This is a genomic window from Streptomyces sp. NPDC046862 (assembly GCF_040704615.1).
Taxonomy (GTDB): domain Bacteria; phylum Actinomycetota; class Actinomycetes; order Streptomycetales; family Streptomycetaceae; genus Streptomyces.
Map to the genome: position 1 here is coordinate 19,367 of NZ_JBEYXP010000062.1, position 16,886 is coordinate 36,252.

Sequence of the window (16,886 nt, forward strand, 5' to 3'; positions counted from 1 at the left end):
GCGGACGAGATGCCCGGCAGACGACCACGTCTGGCGGACGAGATGCCCGGCAGACGACCACGTCTGGCGGACGAGATGCCCGGCAGACGACCACGTCTGGCGGACGAGATGCCCGGCAGACGACCACGCCCGCCGGGCCGACCGCCAGGGCGTCAGCCCCGGCCATCCGCGGCACCCTGACACCGGAAGGGACCCCGAGCCCACCCGCGCGTCCCGGCCCCGCCACGCGACCTCGCCCCGGCCCGTACCTCTGCCCTGCCCCTCCCCCCTCGTCCCGCCCTCCGGCCCTCCGGCCCTTACCAATCAACACCGCTACTCGCGATACATGACCTCGTTCCTGAACCGCGCGCACACCGTCACGTTCGCCTTGTCCGACAGCGGCCGCTCGTCGAGGATCCGTCGCGCCTTGGCCTCGCCCCAACTCGTCGCGTACCAGGGCGCGTCCCGCTCGTCGAGGTCGGCCGCGACGAACCGCAGCGCGCAGGACCGCAGCGGCTCGGCCAGCTTGTCCAGGGCCGGCACGGCGTCCGCGGACAGACCGCCCGCGTAGTCGAGGTCGAAGCGGCCCGTGTCCTCGTACCGCTGGACGTTGCGCTCGGCGATCAGCTCGTCCGGCGACACGAGCCCGAACGCCAGCACCCCGGCGGCAGCGCTGACGGCCACGGCACGCGGCAGCCATCGGGCTCCCCACACCCCGGCCGCCATGATGAACACGATGACCAGGCCGAGCCACAGCTCCGCACCCAGCACCGAGATCCTCAACCGCGTCAGTCCGTACGCCTCCACGTACATGTCCATCCGCCGCACAGCGGATGCCACCACAACGAGGGTCAGCGCGCACAGAGTTCCCAGCACGGAGCGCACCAGGGTGCGATCACCCGATCGAGTGCGCGGCGCCCAGCGCAGGGCGAGGACGATGACGAGCAGGGTGAGGAGCGTCGCCAGCAGCAGCTGCCAGAAGCCCTGCCGCGCGTACTCGGCGTACGTCTGGCCGGTCTTCTCGAGTACGGCGTCGTACCCGCCGAACAGGACGGCCAGCTGGATGGCGTTGAACACGGCGAACAGCACGTTGAGCACGATCAGCGGCAGCGCCCACTCGACGCGCCCCCGAGCACGTCCCTGGGGCACCTCGACCTGGTCCCAGTGAGCCGGTGCGGCGGCCGTGCGTGCCGCGGCCAGCGCCCCGACCAGACCGAGGGCGAAGAGCACCACGCGGAACGGGCCTTCGCCCACCGACGTGTCCGGCACCAGGTCGCCGAGCAGGTCCGCGAAGGCGGCGTCCGCCCCCGCGAACAGCGCCCCGAACACCAGCAGCAGCACCGCGGCGACGGCGAGCGCGCGCAGTACCGGGCCCAGCCGCTCCCGGACACCGCCGGAGAGGTTGCGCACCCCTTGCCAGGCCCAGGTCGGGCCGGTGACCACCGCGCTGAGCACCCCGATCGGGCCGAGCAGGACGGCCGGCCAGCTGCGGCCCCCGTGCAGGGCGAGGGAACCCGCCGCGACCGCGGTGACGACGGCCAGGAACGACGGCCAGTCCGCGTCGCGCAGCGCGGGCACGATCAGCAGCGCCAGTCCGGCCACTCCCCATACGAGGGTCCACGCGCGCGGGCGACGGCCGGCCCTCCGCGCCGCGAAGTACGCGGCGAGCACGGCCGGAAGCGCGACGATCAGCAGGTTGACGGCCACTCCGTCGCCGAGCAGGAGCATGCTGAGGACGCCCGTGGCCAGGGCCGCCCACAGGGTCGCGCTACGGACGGGCGCGGGTTCGTCGACCTGGAGGTCGGCCAGCCAGGAAGCCGGACCGACCAGCGGGGACACCGCGACGGGCGACACCCCCGGGGTCGCGGGTCCGGCGACGGGAGCCGCCCCCGGTGAGGCCGCCCGGGACCTGGACATGTCCTCGGGTGCGTCGGCAGGCGAGGTGCGCCCTCCGGGCGCCTCGTCCTTCGGCTCGGACACGGACGATGTGTCGGACACGGGACCCCCTCCCGACCGGCCCTCGTACGCTCACCGTACGCAGCGCGCCGCTGCGGCAGAAGGCTCGTGACCGGTGTCTCGTCGGCGCACGCCTTCATGATCGACAGGCGGCGTGGCGCAAGGGTATGCCGCCCCTCGAACACCACAGCGGGGCGAAAGTCTTCTGTGGCACGCCTGTGACAGTAGGGGCGCTTACGGCTACTGGGCCGTGATCAGTGCACCTCGCCCGCCGGAACCCAGTCCGGCAACGCCTCCGTCTGCCTCAGCCACTCCTCCGGGGGCGCCCCCGCCTTGCCGGAGGCGACCACTCCCCCGGCGATGGCGCAGGTCGTGTCCACGTCACCGCCCGCCTGGGCCGTCACCCAGAACGCCTGCTCGTAGTCGCCGAGCGCCCGCGCGGCCGACCAGAGCGCGAACGGCACCGTGTCGTGTGCCGACGTACGCCGACCGCAGCCGAGTACGGCGGCGACTGTGCTCGCGTCCGCGTAGTCGAGCATGTCGCGGGCGCGCCGCAGTCCGGCGCCGACGGCGCTCTTGGGTATGAGTGCGATCACGCCGTCGAGGAGCGCTTCGGCGCTCGGCGACCCCGCGGGGTCGGATGCGAGGGCGGCCGCGGCGGCGACGGCCATCGCGCCGACGACGGCCTCGCGGTGCTGGTGGGTGGGGTACGCCGAGACCTCCGCCTGGTGGGTGGCCTGTTCGGGGTCGTCCGCGTACCAGGCTCCCAAGGGGGCGATCCGCATCGCCGCGCCGTTGCCCCAGGAGCCCTGGCCCTTGAAGAGCGCCGAGGCCAGCTCCCGCCAGTCGCCGCCCTCCCTGACCAGCCGCAGCAGCCGGTTGACCGCCGGCCCGTAGCCGCGGTCGAAGTCGTGGTGCTCGGCGAACGAGCGGGCCAGCTCGTCCTGATCGATCCTGCGGTGGGCGGCGAGGATCGCCACCACGGAGCAGGCCATCTCCGTGTCGTCGGTCCACTGCCAGGGGCCGGCCGGTGTCTCGCGGCGCTTGAGCAGCGGAAGGTTCACGGGCACGAAGTACTGCGAGCCCAGCGCGTCCCCCACCGAGAGTCCGCGCAGGCTGCTCAGAGCGCGGTCCAGGCGCACGTCGGGTGAGGAGTCAGCGGTCATGGCCTGCCACTCTAGCCGGTGACTCCGTACGACTCCGGGTCACGCCAGCGTTCGAAGGGGCGGTCAAGCGTGTACTTGCCGTCTTCCCCCAGAACGAGCATCCGCATCTCCGCGTTCCCGGGATTGGACAGCGACTCGAACTCCGCGACCGACCAGTGGAACCAGCGCATGCAGAACAGCCGCATGGCCAGGCCGTGGGTCACCAGGAGCACGTTCGGGGGGTGGTCGGGGTCCTCGAAGCTGCGGAAGAGGCTCTCCAGGAAGCCGCCGACCCGGTCGTACACGTCGGCCCCGGACTCACCCTGCGCGAAGCGGTAGAAGAAGTGCCCGTACGCGTCGCGGTACGCCTTCTGGAGCCGTACGTCGTCGCGGTCCTGCCAGTTGCCCCAGTCCTGTTCGCGCAGCCGTGGCTCCTCGCGGACGCGCACCAGATCGGGGTCGAGGTGGAAGGCCCGGAACGTCTCGTGGGTGCGGCGGTACGGGGAGACGTACGCGCTGACGCGCTCACCGCCGAACACCTCCCGGAGCCGCTTGCCCGTCTCCTCCGCCTGTCGCCAGCCGAGCTCGGTGAGCCCCAGGGCATGGTCGGGCTCGCGTTCGTACACGGTGTCGTCGGCGTTGCCCGTTGACTCGCCGTGCCGGACAAGGACGATGCGCCGTGGTCGTGCCATGCCAAAACCCTAGATCGGGTGACGGCCGATCGAGCACCCGTACGGGCTCCATACGGTGTAGGTCACACAGGCCCTGCACACCAAGCGTCGCATTTTGCATCTTTCAGTGCTTTTGCGACGCCTGCTGACGTATCCGGATCTCAAGACGTATCCGGATCTCAAACGGTCCAGGCGGACTCCAGGTCCACGATGTCACCCGCGAGTGCCGCGACATCGGCTTCGATCTGGGCGCGCAGGGCTAGCCGCTCCACACGCTCGGTCCGGTACTTTCCGTGCTCGGCGGCCGACTGCCACATGGAGAGGATCATGAACTCGTGGCCCGGCGCCTCCCCGAAGAGGCCCCGCACCATGCCGGGAGAGCCGGCCATCGCCGGGTTCCAGACCTTCTCCTGCATCAGCGCGAAGTGCTCGGCGCGCTCCTCGTGGACGCGGCAGTGCGCCACCCGCACCAGATCGGCGTCCGTGAAGCGGGGCTCGAAGCCGGTCTTCACGTCGAAGCGGTGGTCGAAGAGCCTGACCTGCGCGTCCTTGAAGGTGCCGGACTGCGAGGCGGCGAGCCGGTCGTGGGAACGCGCCATGAAGGAGTCGTAGAAGGCACGGCTCTCCCAGAAGGAGAAGACGTGGGCCACGCCGGGCCGGGCACGGCTGAAGCCGCCACCCTGCCCACGGAAACCCGGCTCCCCCAGAAGCCCCGCCCACTTTCGCTGCCCCCGTTCGAAACCGCGGCGGTCGACCACGGTGCAGCGAATCCACTTGACCAGCACCGCGCCATCGTAAGGCCAGGGAACGTGGCGTCGGTCACGCTCCGGCGCAGTGCACCCGAGCGAGCGCCCCCGCGCGCGTGGGAGGATGGACAACTGACCTGGACTGTGCGGCAGTTCGGGCGGCAGGCCCAGAAATTCGGGCGGCAGGCCCAGGAAACGGGGAGGGAGATCTGGTGAACGGCCTCAACAAGGGCATCAGCAAGGTCGAGGTTGCGGTGAAGTGGGATCCCAGTCCCACGGGAGAGACCCCCACGGACCTCGACCTCGTCGCGGCGACCTATCTGGCCACCGAGCCGCACGGAGACCCCGACTACGTGGTGCACTTCGACAGCCGCTCCCCCGACGGGACCATCAATCTCGACCGCGACAGCAAGACCGGTCAGGGCTTCGGCTGGGACGAGGTCATGGTCGTCGAGCTGGGCCGGCTCGACAGCCGCTACGCGCGCGTGGTGGTGGGTGTGGCCATACAGCAGCGGACCGGCCGGAAGACCTTCGTGAACGTCCACAACCCCGCGCTGCGCATCCGTGAGGGCTACACCGTCCTGGCCGAGGACGACTTCGGCGGTGTTCTGGGGGCCACGGCGGCGACCGTCGCGGAGTTCGTGCGCGACGGCTCCGGAGAGTGGTCGTTCCGGCCGGGCGTCCACGGTTACGAGGAGGACCCGGCGACCTTCGCCCTCGTCATGGGCAAGCCGCACGAGTCCTGACCCTCTCAGGGCACACCTCGAACGCCGAGGGCGGTGGAGCCGGACTTCCGGCTCCACCGCCCTGACGAGCTGACCTGCGCCTACGAACCGACGCGCCTCAGAAGGCGCCCGGGCTCAGCTGCACCCGCTGGTCGAGCCGCAGCCCTCGCAGATGTAGCAGGAACCCGCCCGCTGCATCTTCGTGCCACAGGAGAAGCAGAGTGGGGCGTCCGCCTGGATGCCCAGCTGCATCTCCACGAGCTCGGCGCTGGTGTGGGCCTGCTGCGGGGCGGGCTGGGCCGCCTCGATGCCCGCCCTGGGGGTGGATACGGCCTTCAGCTCCTGCGCGCGGGGCGCCGACTGGGCCAGACCCTCGACGTCGACCTCTTCCTCGTTCGGCTCGTAGGAGCCCGTCTCCAGGTGACGCTGACGCTCCTCGGCGGAGTGGATGCCGAGCGCGGAGCGCGTCTCGAACGGCAGGAAGTCGAGCGCCAGACGGCGGAAGATGTAGTCGACGATCGACTGCGCCATCCGCACGTCCGGGTCGTCCGTCATACCGGCCGGCTCGAAGCGCATGTTGGTGAACTTGGAGACGTACGTCTCCAGCGGCACGCCGTACTGGAGGCCTACGGAGACCGCGATGGAGAAGGCGTCCATCATGCCCGCGAGGGTCGAACCCTGCTTGGACATCTTCAGGAAGACCTCGCCCAGGCCGTCGTCCGGGTAGGAGTTGGCCGTCATGTAGCCCTCGGCACCGCCGACGGTGAAGGACGTGGTGATGCCGGGACGACCCTTCGGGAGGCGCTTGCGGACCGGGCGGTACTCGACGACCTTCTCGACCGTCTCACGGATGGCCGCCTCGGTCTTCTCCGTGATCTCGGCCTTCTCCTTCTCCTTGGTCTTCGCGGAGAGCGGCTGGCCGACCTTGCAGTTGTCACGGTAGATGGCGAGTGCCTTGACGCCCAGCTTCCAAGCCTCGAAGTAGATCTCCTCGACCTCCTCGACAGTCGCCGACTCCGGCATGTTGACCGTCTTGGACAGGGCGCCGGAGATCCACGGCTGGATCGCGGCCATCATGCGGACGTGGCCCATCGCGGAGATGGAGCGCTCGCCCATGGCGCAGTCGAAGACCTCGTAGTGCTCGGGCTTGAGGCCCGGCGCGTCGACCACGTTGCCGTGGTCGGCGATGTGGGCCACGATCGCCTCGATCTGCTCCTCGAGGTAGCCGAGGCGGCGCAGGGCCTGCGGGACGGTGCCGTTGACGATCTGCATCGACCCGCCGCCGACCAGCTTCTTGAACTTGACCAGCGCGAGGTCGGGCTCCAGGCCGGTGGTGTCGCAGGACATCGCGAGACCGATGGTGCCGGTCGGGGCGATGACGGACGCCTGCGAGTTGCGGAAGCCGTTCTTCTCGCCGAGGCGCAGCACGTCCTGCCAGGCCTCCGTGGCGGCGGCCCAGACCGGGGTGTCCAGGTCGTCCATGCGGACGGCCCCGGTGTTGGCGTCGGCGTGCTGCTTCATGACGCGCAGGTGCGGCTGCGCGTTGCGCGCGTAGCCGTCGTACGGGCCGACGACCGCGGCGAGTTCGGCGGAACGCCTGTACGACGTGCCGGTCATCAGGGAGGTGATGGCGCCGGCCAGGGCGCGGCCGCCGTCGGAGTCGTACGCGTGGCCGGTCGCCATCAGCAGGGCGCCGAGGTTGGCGTAGCCGATGCCGAGCTGGCGGAAGGCGCGGGTGTTCTCACCGATCTTCTGGGTCGGGAAGTCGGCGAAGCAGATGGAGATGTCCATCGCGGTGATGACGAGCTCGACGACCTTGGCGAAGCGCTCGACCTCGAAGGACTGGTTGCCGAGGCCGTCGTCCTTCAGGAACTTCATCAGGTTCAGCGAGGCGAGGTTGCAGGACGTGTTGTCCAGGTGCATGTACTCGCTGCAGGGGTTCGAGCCGTTGATGCGGCCGGACTCCGGGCACGTGTGCCAGTGGTTGATGGTGTCGTCGTACTGGATGCCGGGGTCGGCGCAGGCCCAGGCGGCCTCGGCCATCTTGCGGAAGAGGGTCTTGGCCTCGACCTCTTCGATGACCTCGCCGGTCATCCGCGCGCGCAGCCCGAACTTCCCGCCGGACTCGACGGCCTTCATGAACTCGTCGTTCACGCGGACCGAGTTGTTGGCGTTCTGGTACTGGACGGAGGTGATGTCGTCGCCGCCCAGGTCCATGTCGAAGCCCGCGTCACGCAGGGCGCGGATCTTCTCCTCCTCCTTCACCTTGGTCTCGATGAAGTCCTCGATGTCGGGGTGGTCGACGTCGAGGATGACCATCTTGGCGGCGCGGCGGGTGGCGCCGCCCGACTTGATCGTTCCTGCGGAGGCGTCGGCACCGCGCATGAAGGAGACCGGACCGGAGGCGTTGCCACCGGAGGAGAGGAGCTCCTTGGAGGAGCGGATGCGGGAGAGGTTCAGGCCGGCGCCGGAGCCGCCCTTGAAGATCATGCCCTCTTCCTTGTACCAGTCGAGGATCGACTCCATGGAGTCGTCGACGGCCAGGATGAAGCAGGCGGAGACCTGCTGCGGCTGGGGCGTGCCGACGTTGAACCAGACCGGGCTGTTGAAGCTGAAGATCTGGTGCAGGAGGGCGTACGCCAGCTCGTGCTCGAAGATCTCGGCGTCGGCGGGCGAGGCGAAGTACTTGTAGTCCTCACCGGCCTTCCGGTACGTCTTCACGATGCGGTCGATGAGCTGCTTCAGGCTCACCTCGCGCTGCGGGGTGCCGACGGCACCGCGGAAGTACTTGCTGGTGACGATGTTGACCGCGTTCACCGACCAGAACTCGGGGAACTCGACGCCACGCTGCTCGAAGTTGACCGAGCCGTCGCGCCAGTTGGTCATGACGACGTCACGGCGCGCCCACTCGACCTCGTCGTACGGGTGCACGCCGGGGGTGGTGTGGATGCGCTCGATACGCAGGCCCTTGCTCGCCTTGGTGCCCTTGGCGCGGGAACTCCGTGCCGGACCGCTCGCCGTCTCTGTCATGCCGCCTCCCTGTACGGGCGAAAACGCCCTGAAGTGCCACTTTGTTCCCGTGACACGGTGTTCTGTCGTGCGTCGCGACGCCGCTCACGCGGCCGTCCGCGACAGATCCTGGTCGCCGCCGACCGTCCGGTCCGGTCAGTCCGTCCGGGCAGTCCGCCGTCAGTCGGCGGCGCGGGCGGGCTCGGGGACCCTTCCGGTCCCCCCGGGCCCGCGCTCGGGTTCCCCACGCTCCTCGACTGCGTCCTTGCAGTCCTCGCCGTCACCGGCGGGGCGCTCCCCCTGCTCTTCCCTGAGTTCCTCGATGGCCGCCTCGAAGTCCTCCAGCGAGTCGAACGCCCGGTACACCGAGGCGAATCGCAGATAGGCGACGAGGTCGAGCTCCTGCAACGGGCCGAGTATGGCCAGCCCCACGTCGTGGGTGGTCAGCTCGGCGCTCCCCGTGGCCCGCACCGCCTCCTCGACCCGCTGGCCCAGCTGGGCGAGCGCGTCCTCGGTGACGGGCCGTCCCTGGCATGCCTTGCGCACACCATTGATGATCTTCGTGCGACTGAAGGGCTCGGTGACGCCCGACCGCTTGACCACCATCAGCGAACAGGTCTCCACCGTCGTGAAACGACGGGAGCAGTCCGGACACTGACGGCGCCTGCGGATCGACGTACCGTCATCGGTCGTACGGGAGTCGACGACACGGCTGTCGGGATGCCTGCAGAAAGGGCAATGCATAGAACTTCCAACCCCCTTTCACAGCAGACTCAATAGCCTCACGGGCCACTTGAACCCCCGCGAAGCAGCCCCCAGCATAGGCGATGATCGCGGGCTCGGAGACCCGGGGGACCACAACTTCTGGGCCGTCACCGCAATCCAAGCACTACATGTAGGGCTTGGCACGTAAATCCGCCCACGCCGCGCGTGTCGCACACGGAGAGGCGCGTGTCGCGCACGTACAGGCATGTGGCACAGGCCCGTTCCGCCGGGGAACGGACGGGGATACGGTGGGCGCCGCACGGGAGGGGGTCGGTGCCCGGCCGACGAGGCGCCTGGTGGCAGACTGACCCACGAAGCGGCTGTGGCCCACAAGGCCATCGCCCCGGAGGCGGACAGTACAGCAATGAGCGCTTGCGCCCGCCGGGAGCGACGCCGGCCACCCACCCGGACATCCGACGTCGGCCATACACCCAGGCATCTGATCGCGTCTGGCAATCCGCGAATTTTCACTCGAACGTGTGTTTGGCGCAACCTTTCGAAAGCAACTACCGTTGTGCTGCACGGGAGACCATCGAGAGGGGCCGACGTGACCACCACCGCAGACAGTGCCGCCATCACTGCCCAGGACCGCTCCCAGGACCGATTCGAGCCGGTGCATGCGATGAACGAAGCCACGAACCATGAGGGACCCAAGCGGTCCCTGCCTGGCCGACCTCCAGGCATCCGGGCCGACAGCTCGGGTCTCACGGACCGGCAGCGCCGGGTGATCGAGGTCATCAGGGACTCCGTGCAGCGGCGTGGCTACCCGCCGTCGATGCGGGAGATCGGCCAGGCGGTCGGCCTCTCCAGCACGTCCTCGGTGGCGCACCAGCTGATGGCCCTGGAGCGCAAGGGCTTCCTGCGTCGCGATCCGCACCGCCCGCGCGCCTACGAGGTCCGGGGTTCCGACCAGGCATCGGCACAGCCCACGGACACGGCGGGCAAGCCGGCCGCGTCGTACGTCCCGCTCGTCGGCCGGATCGCCGCCGGCGGTCCGATCCTCGCCGAGGAGTCGGTGGAGGACGTGTTCCCGCTCCCGAGGCAACTCGTCGGTGACGGTGAGCTGTTCGTACTGAAGGTCGTCGGCGACTCGATGATCGAGGCCGCCATCTGCGACGGGGACTGGGTGACGGTCCGCCGCCAGCCGGTCGCCGAGAACGGCGACATCGTGGCGGCCATGCTGGACGGCGAGGCCACGGTCAAGCGCTTCAAGCGCGAGGACGGCCACGTCTGGCTCCTCCCGCACAACGCGGCGTACGAGCCGATCCCCGGCGACGACGCGACCATCCTGGGCAAGGTGGTGGCGGTACTGCGGCGCGTGTAGCCCCATGGCGGGCGTCGACCGCCCATGATCCGGGCCCCGGGACCCCTGCGCCGGTTCCGGGGCCCTGCGCTGTCCGGCTCCGCTTCGGTGGCCCCGGCTCCAGTTTTCCGTGGCCATGGTTTTCCGTGGCCATGAGGGGGCTTGTTACCCCGCTCCGGTCGGAGCGGGGTAACAAGCCCCCTCATACTCATGCCTCTTCGGTCTGCTGGGCCTCTTCGGTCTGCTGGACCTCTTCCGTCTGCTGGGCCGCCTTGTCGATGGCCGTCAGCGACTTCCGCGCCTGGTTACGGTCCGTCGTGTACCAGAAGTCGGGCAGTGACGCCTTCAGATAGCTGCCGTAGCGGGCCGTGGCCAGCCGCTGGTCCAGCACGGCCACCACCCCACGGTCCCCCGATGCGCGTACGAGACGGCCGGCGCCCTGGGCCATGAGCAGGGCCGCGTGGGTGGCGGCGACGGCCATGAAGCCATTGCCACCCGCGTCCTCGACGGCCTTCTGCCGCGCACTCATCAGGGGGTCGTCCGGCCGTGGGAAGGGGATCTTGTCCATGACGACGAGCTGGCAGCTGGCGCCGGGGACGTCGACGCCCTGCCAAAGGGACAGCGTGCCGAAGAGACAGGTCTTCGGGTCCGCCGCGAAGTTCTTGATCAGCTCGCCGAGCGTCTCCTCGCCCTGGAGCAGGATCGGGAACTCGGGAATCCGGACGCGCAGTTCCTCCGCCGCCAGCTGGGCCGCACGCATCGACGAGAACAGGCCCAGCGTCCTCCCGCCCGCCGCCTGGATGAGCTCGGTCAGCTCGTCCAGCATGTCGGCGCGGTCACCGTCGCGCGCCGGCCGTGCCAGATGCTTGGCGACGTACAGGATGCCTTGCTTGGGATAGTCGAACGGCGAACCGACGTCGACGCCCTTCCACTCCGGCAGGTCCTCGCCCTCCACGCCCTCGGGTCCCAGGCCCAGCGAGGCTCCCACGCCGTTGAAGTCGCCGCCGAGCTTCAGGGTCGCCGACGTGAGGACCACCGAGCGGTCCGCGAAGAGCTTCTCCCTGAGCAGGCCCGAGACGGACATCGGGGCGACACGCAGGGAGGCACCGAAGCGGTCGTGGCGCTCGTACCAGACGACGTCCCACTCGGAGCCGTTACTGATCCGCTCCGCCACGTCGTGCACGCTCTCCACGGAGGCGAGCGCCTGCTTGCGGACCGCGTCCTCGTCCTGGACCGACTTGTCGCGTGTGCTGCCGATGGCCGAGATCACCGTACGGGCGGCGTCACGCAGCGCCATCAAGGCGTACCCGAGGTCCTCCGGGATCTCCTCCAGGCGGCCGGGCAGGGCCAGCTCCATCAGCCGCTCGAAGCCCTCGGCGGCGGTCTGGAGCTGGTCGGCGGCCTTCTCGTTGACGAGCTTGGCGGCGCGGCGCACGGCCCGGTTGACCTGCCCCGGAGTGAGCTCGCCGGTGGCCACGCCCGTCACCCGGGAGACCAGCTCGTGTGCCTCGTCGACGATCAGCACCTCGTGCTGCGGCAGCACCGGAGCGCCCTCGATGGCGTCGATCGCGAGCAGCGCGTGGTTGGTGACGACGACCTCGGAGAGCTTGGCGCGTTCGCGTGCCATCTCGGCGAAGCACTCGGCGCCGTACGCGCACTTGGAGGCGCCCAGGCACTCACGGGAGGACACCGAGATCTGGGACCAGGCGCGGTCGGAGACGCCCGGAGTGAGGTCGTCGCGGTCTCCGGTCTCGGTCTCCTGCGACCAGTCCCGCAGCCGGAGCAGGTCCTGGCCCAGCTTGCTGGTGGGCGCGGCCGCCTCGAACTGGTCGAAGAGGCCCTCCTCCTCGTCCTGGGGCACGCCCTCGTTCAGGCGGTGCAGGCACAGGTAGTTCGACCGGCCCTTGAGCATCGCGAACTCGGGGCGGCGGCGCAGCAGGGGGTGCAGCGCCTCGACCGTGCGCGGCAGGTCCCGCTCCACGAGCTGGCGCTGCAGCGCCAGGGTGGCCGTCGCCACGACGACCCGCTCCCCGTGTGCGAGCGCGGGCACCAGGTAGCCCAGCGACTTTCCGGTTCCGGTGCCGGCCTGCACCAGCAGATGGGAGCCGTCGTCGATGGCCTCCTCGACGGCTTGGGCCATGGTCACCTGGCCGGGGCGCTCCGTGCCGCCGACGGCGCTGACGGCTGCGTGCAGGAGTTCGGGGAGTGAGGGCTTCGTCATAGCGCGACCACCCTACGACCCCGCACTGACAGGTGGGTACAGAAGATCGCGCAGGGCGCGGTCCCGGACCATGAGGGCGGCTCGCTTGTCGGGCAGGTCCACCTCGGCGGAGAACCGGAAGCCGGCGCTCAGGAACGCGGAGACGGAGGGGGTGTTGCGAAGGTCGGGTTCCGCGATGACCCGCGCGCACGAGGGCCGCTTGTCCAGGACGAGGTCGGCCAGCGCTCTGAGCAGGGCGGAGCCCAGACCGCGCCCACGGTCGGCGACACCGCCGATGACGAGGTGGACGCCCGTGTCGTGCGGGCGGGCGGGGTAGTGGCGGGCCAGGGGGTCGAGATCGGCGCGGTAGACCTCCCAGTAGCTCATCGGGGTGCCGTCCAGCAGACCGAGACACGGGATGCTGCGTCCGTCCCCGTCCAGCTGGCGGCGCAGGTGCTCCTCGGCCACGGACTGTGGTCCGGCGAGTCCCCAGAAGGCGGCCACGGCGGGGTCGTTCATCCAGTGGCTGATCAGCGGGAGATCCTGCTCGACGCGGACGGGGACCAGGTGCAGGACGCCCACCGGGGTGCTGGTCGGCCCCCAGTCGGCGAGGCGGTCGAGCAGGTCGATGGCCGTGGGGTCGACGGGCGTCGGGCGCCTCTCCGGGCTGTCCCCCTCGCCGATGTCCCCGCCCCCGTCCGGTCCCCCGCCGTGCTTCCGGGCCTCCTCCGCCAGGAACGCGACGAACTCGTCGGGCAGGCGCAGGTCCAGGGTGTCCTCGGCGTCGGGGCTTGCGGTGGCACTGCCTGCGATCTGAGGCCGGTCGGCGGTCTCGGCGTCGGCGCTCGCGTCGGTGGGAGGCACGGCGACGCTCCTCTCAGGAAACGGGGTGGGTCAGGAGCGAAGGGGATTGGCGATGGTGACGTAGACGGACTGGGTGTCGACCGGGCCGACGAGTTCGTCGAGGCCGTGCAGCCGGGTCAGCAAATTGGCCTTGCAGCGCAGGACCGGTGAGTCGAGGAGCAGGGCGGGCAGGGAGGTGCGCAGCCGGGCGGGTCCGGTGGCCGCACGGGCCAGGAAGCGGTGGAATGCGGCGAGCAACAGCCGTTCGTCGGCGAGGTGCTGGGAACCGAAGGCGCCGATGAGCCCGAACACGTTGTTGATGGCGAGGTAGTACGCGAAGCGTTCGTCGGTGACCTCGTCGGAGACGAACGTGTCGCTGAGCTCACCGATGCCGGGCAGCCGGGCGTCGAGCTCGGCGCGGCGGGACTCGCGGAAGTAGTAGCCCTGGTTGTCGCGGTAGCGGCCGCCCCTGGGCCAGCCCTCGGAGTCCAGCAGGAGCAGGGTGTTCTGCTGGTGGGCCTCCAGGGCGATGCCCGCCTCGCTGTCGAGCCACAGCACGGGGCGCACGACATGCTCCAGGTAGCGCAGGAACCACTCGGCGGCGACGGCCTGGAGGGGGCGGCCGGTGCGCCCGGCGAGACGGGTGATGACGTCGTCGAGCCTGGACCGGGGGCGGCCGAGCCCGGACCGGTTGCCCGGACCGGTCGGAGACGGACGGGGGGAGACGAGGCCGGCGATGCAGGAGACGTCGTCCGCCGGGTCGAACGGGTTGTGCCGGATCACCACGTCCAGGCCGGGCACGGGCCGGCCGTCCGGTCCGGTGACCGCGAGCCAGGCCGGGTCCCGGACGATGTCGAAGCCGGGGTGGGCCTCCTGCCACCGCTTGGCGAGGCCTGTGCGGAGGAGGCGGTGGACCTCGACTCCGCGGTGAAGTTCCTTGCGGAGGTTCTCACGCCGGGAGTTGGTGATGCGCAGGCCCAGCGACAGCTTGAGCATGGCGGGGGCGCCGGAACGGTAGACGGTGCGCACGGAGGACGTGGGGTGCCAGGCAGGACCGAACCGGCCGAGGTACTGGAGCAGCCCTGCGTCCAGCAGCGCCGCGGTGTCCGGGCGGTGCTGGATCTCGCGCAGTTGCCAGGGGTGCACGGGCAGGGCGGCAGAGCCCTCGGGCAGAGGCAGCCCGGAGCCGGCCAGACGTGCGGTCAGCTGCTCGGCGGGGATGAGCCGGCCGCGCTCCGTCCAGGCCGAGTCGGCCGCCAGGGCGGGCGGGGCGACCGCGATCCAGTACAGCGGGAAGGACCCGCGCGACTCCGGTGAGTAGAGCCGTGCCTCCGCTTCGGTGAGCCCTTCACGGCTCTTGGGGGTGGGGTGCAGGGGGTGGCCGAGGAGGAGTGCCTGTTCGGCGGCGAGGAAGAGATCGGGTGTGTCGGTGGGGTGGTCGCGCCGGTCGCTGAGGAACCCAGCGGTGCGGCGGAGCGAGTCGGTGACCCGGCCGACGAGGTCGGCGCCTTCCCGGGGGTCGGGAGCGGCCTCCCTGGCCAGCAGGGCTGCCAGTGTCGTCGCGTCGACCGGGGGTGCGGTGTCGGGGGCGCCGGCCGGACGGGGAGGGCCGAAGCGGTGCCAGCCCGTGGGGGACCAGTAGTGGACAGGGGCGAGGAGGGTCGTGCCGGTGGCGGGAAGGGGGATGCGGTAGGTGCCGTCGGCGGGTTCGGTTGCGTTGTGTTCCCGTGCCCAGCAGCGCAGGAGGTTCTCGACGGCTGCGGTCCGGGCCGCGGTGTGCGGGTCGGGGTGGTTCAGCGGATCGGTGGTGACGGCGTGCGACCAGTCGGCTTCTTGTCGGCCGTCCTTCTGCTGGGGGACCTGTTCGGTTCCTTGCGCATGGGGGCGGCTGTGGCCGTCGGGCAGGGGGATCGCGTTCAAGGGGGCCTCGTGAGGTGGTCGCGGGTGGCTGCGCGATGGGCTCATGCGAATGCGTCGTGACTCACCGTGCTCCGCCTCCACCTCGCTCACCGCCTCCGCGGGCCACCGCTCGCACCGCGTCCGTGAGGCGGTCGAGCACGGCGTCGGCCTGTTCGTCCGTGAGGGTCAGGGGCGGGAGGAGGCGTACGACGCCGGCGTGCCGACCGCCCAGCTCCACGATCAGCCCTCGTCGCAGGCACTCACGCTGTACCGCGGAGGCCAGTTCGGGTGCGGCCGGCAAGGGGCCCTGGGGTGATCCCTCCGGGTCCACCAGTTCGACGCCGATCATCAGACCCCGGCCGCGTACGTCTCCGACACAGTCGAACTCCTCGGTCAGGGAGCCCAGTTGGGCCAGCATGCGGGCGCCCAGGGTCTCGGCGTGCTCGGCGAGGCGGTTCTCGCGGACGTAGGCGAGGGTGGCCGTGCCGGCGGCCATGGCGAGTTGGTTGCCGCGGAAGGTGCCCGCGTGGTCGCCGGGCCGCCAGGCGTCGAGGTCGGCGCGGTAGACGACCACGGCCAGCGGGAGGCTGCCTCCGATGGCTTTGGACAGGACCATCACGTCGGGCACGACGCCGCTGTGCTCCACCGCCCAGAAGCGGCCCGTGCGGCCCACGCCCGTCTGGACCTCGTCCGCGATCAGGGGGATGGAGCGGTCGGCCGTGAGCTCGCGCATGCGGCGCATCCAGCCGTCCGGTGCGGGGATCACACCGCCTTCGCCCTGGACCGGTTCGAGGATCATCCCGGCGGGCCGGGCCACGCCGGATCCGGTGTCGTCGAGGACGGACTCGGTCCAGCGGGCGGCGAGTTCGGCGCCCCGCTCGCCGCCGACACCGAACGGGCAGCGGTAGTCCTGGGGGTACGGCAGGCGCGCGACTCGTACGTCGGTCGCTCCCCCGGATGCTTCGAGCGCCCCCTTGGTCATCCCGTGGGAGGCGCCGGTGAAGGCCAGCATGCCGGTACGGCCGGTCGCGGTCCGCACCAGTTTGAAGGCCGCCTCGACCGCGTCCGTGCCGGCCGGCCCGCAGAACTGCACACGCGCGCGGTCGGCGAGCCCGGGCGGCAGGGTGCGGAACAGCTCGGTGGTGAAGGCGTCCTTGACAGGGGTGGCCAGATCCAGGACGTGCAGCGGGGCGCCCGAGTCGAGCACCTTGCGGATCGCCTCCAGCACGACGGGGTGGTTGTGGCCGAGGGCGAGGGTGCCCGCGCCGGAGAGGCAGTCGAGGTAGCGGCGCCCGTCGGCGCCCTCGATCGTCAGTCCGCGGGCCCGTACGGGAACGATCGGCAGGGCGCGCGCATAGGTGCGCGCCGCCGACTCGCGCGCCGACTGCCGCCGCAGGATCCCCTCGTGCGTCACGCGCGCCCCCTCGGCAGCACGCCCCACAGACTCGGTCACAGCCACGGCGGTTCCTCCGCTCCCCAGAGGCGAGTTGGCCGAGGGCTCCGTACGACGGCAGGCCCCCGCACATACCAACGACGCGACCCTCGCGGGGAAGCGGGTGCGGCCTCGAAGATCCACGCCGTGATGGAACCGTTGCCGTTCCCCCGGATGTCCCCCACAGCGACGGAATAGTGTGTGGTGCCGTTC

12 protein-coding genes are annotated in these 16,886 nt (G+C 70.7%); 2 read left to right on the forward strand and 10 right to left on the reverse strand.

Annotated elements, in window-relative coordinates:
• Positions 1-312: 312 nt before the first annotated feature.
• The 4 genes from AB0959_RS44510 to AB0959_RS44525 all read right to left on the reverse strand — a co-directional run bounded on the left by AB0959_RS44510 (position 313) and on the right by AB0959_RS44525 (position 4,536).
• Positions 313-1,896 (reverse strand): DUF4173 domain-containing protein, encoded by a 1,584-nt coding sequence (locus tag AB0959_RS44510; RefSeq protein WP_366832624.1) that lies wholly within the window; start codon positions 1,894-1,896, stop codon positions 313-315.
• 293 nt (positions 1,897-2,189) lie between these two features.
• On the reverse strand, positions 2,190-3,101 hold the full coding sequence (locus AB0959_RS44515; RefSeq protein ID WP_366832595.1) for an ADP-ribosylglycohydrolase family protein: 912 nt from the start codon (positions 3,099-3,101) through the stop codon (positions 2,190-2,192).
• A gap of 11 nt (positions 3,102-3,112) precedes the next feature.
• Positions 3,113-3,772, reverse strand: coding sequence for a histidine phosphatase family protein (locus AB0959_RS44520; RefSeq protein WP_366832596.1), 660 nt, complete (start codon positions 3,770-3,772; stop codon positions 3,113-3,115).
• Between the two features lie 158 nt (positions 3,773-3,930).
• Positions 3,931-4,536, reverse strand: coding sequence for a YdbC family protein (locus AB0959_RS44525; RefSeq protein ID WP_366832597.1), 606 nt, complete (start codon positions 4,534-4,536; stop codon positions 3,931-3,933).
• A 173-nt stretch (positions 4,537-4,709) separates the two neighbouring features.
• Here AB0959_RS44525 and AB0959_RS44530 point away from each other — a divergent pair, with 173 nt between their 5' ends.
• On the forward strand, positions 4,710-5,243 hold the full coding sequence (locus AB0959_RS44530) for a TerD family protein (RefSeq protein WP_366832598.1): 534 nt from the start codon (positions 4,710-4,712) through the stop codon (positions 5,241-5,243).
• A gap of 114 nt (positions 5,244-5,357) precedes the next feature.
• Here AB0959_RS44530 and AB0959_RS44535 read toward each other — a convergent pair whose 3' ends face one another.
• Positions 5,358-8,252: a vitamin B12-dependent ribonucleotide reductase gene (locus AB0959_RS44535; RefSeq protein ID WP_366832599.1), complete on the reverse strand. Its 2,895-nt coding sequence runs from the start codon at positions 8,250-8,252 to the stop codon at positions 5,358-5,360.
• Positions 8,253-8,411: 159 nt separating this feature from the next.
• Complete coding sequence (gene nrdR, locus AB0959_RS44540; protein WP_366832600.1) at positions 8,412-8,975, reverse strand: transcriptional regulator NrdR; 564 nt, start codon at positions 8,973-8,975, stop codon at positions 8,412-8,414.
• Positions 8,976-9,543: 568 nt separating this feature from the next.
• Here nrdR and lexA point away from each other — a divergent pair.
• Entirely contained in the window at positions 9,544-10,320 is a 777-nt protein-coding gene (lexA, locus tag AB0959_RS44545; RefSeq protein WP_131563388.1) for a transcriptional repressor LexA, read from the forward strand.
• A 187-nt stretch (positions 10,321-10,507) separates the two neighbouring features.
• Here the strand turns inward: lexA and AB0959_RS44550 are convergent, their stop codons facing one another.
• From AB0959_RS44550 to AB0959_RS44565, 4 genes are all read right to left on the reverse strand, one after another.
• Positions 10,508-12,520: an ATP-dependent DNA helicase gene (locus AB0959_RS44550; protein WP_366832601.1), complete on the reverse strand. Its 2,013-nt coding sequence runs from the start codon at positions 12,518-12,520 to the stop codon at positions 10,508-10,510.
• Positions 12,521-12,532: 12 nt separating this feature from the next.
• The gene (locus AB0959_RS44555) at positions 12,533-13,312 is read right to left on the reverse strand and encodes a GNAT family N-acetyltransferase (RefSeq protein WP_366832625.1); all 780 of its coding nucleotides are present in this window, start codon (positions 13,310-13,312) and stop codon (positions 12,533-12,535) included.
• A gap of 81 nt (positions 13,313-13,393) precedes the next feature.
• The gene (locus AB0959_RS44560; protein WP_366832602.1) at positions 13,394-15,262 is read right to left on the reverse strand and encodes an IucA/IucC family protein; all 1,869 of its coding nucleotides are present in this window, start codon (positions 15,260-15,262) and stop codon (positions 13,394-13,396) included.
• A gap of 61 nt (positions 15,263-15,323) precedes the next feature.
• Positions 15,324-16,700 (reverse strand): diaminobutyrate--2-oxoglutarate transaminase family protein, encoded by a 1,377-nt coding sequence (locus AB0959_RS44565; RefSeq protein WP_366832603.1) that lies wholly within the window; start codon positions 16,698-16,700, stop codon positions 15,324-15,326.
• Positions 16,701-16,886: the final 186 nt, after the last annotated feature.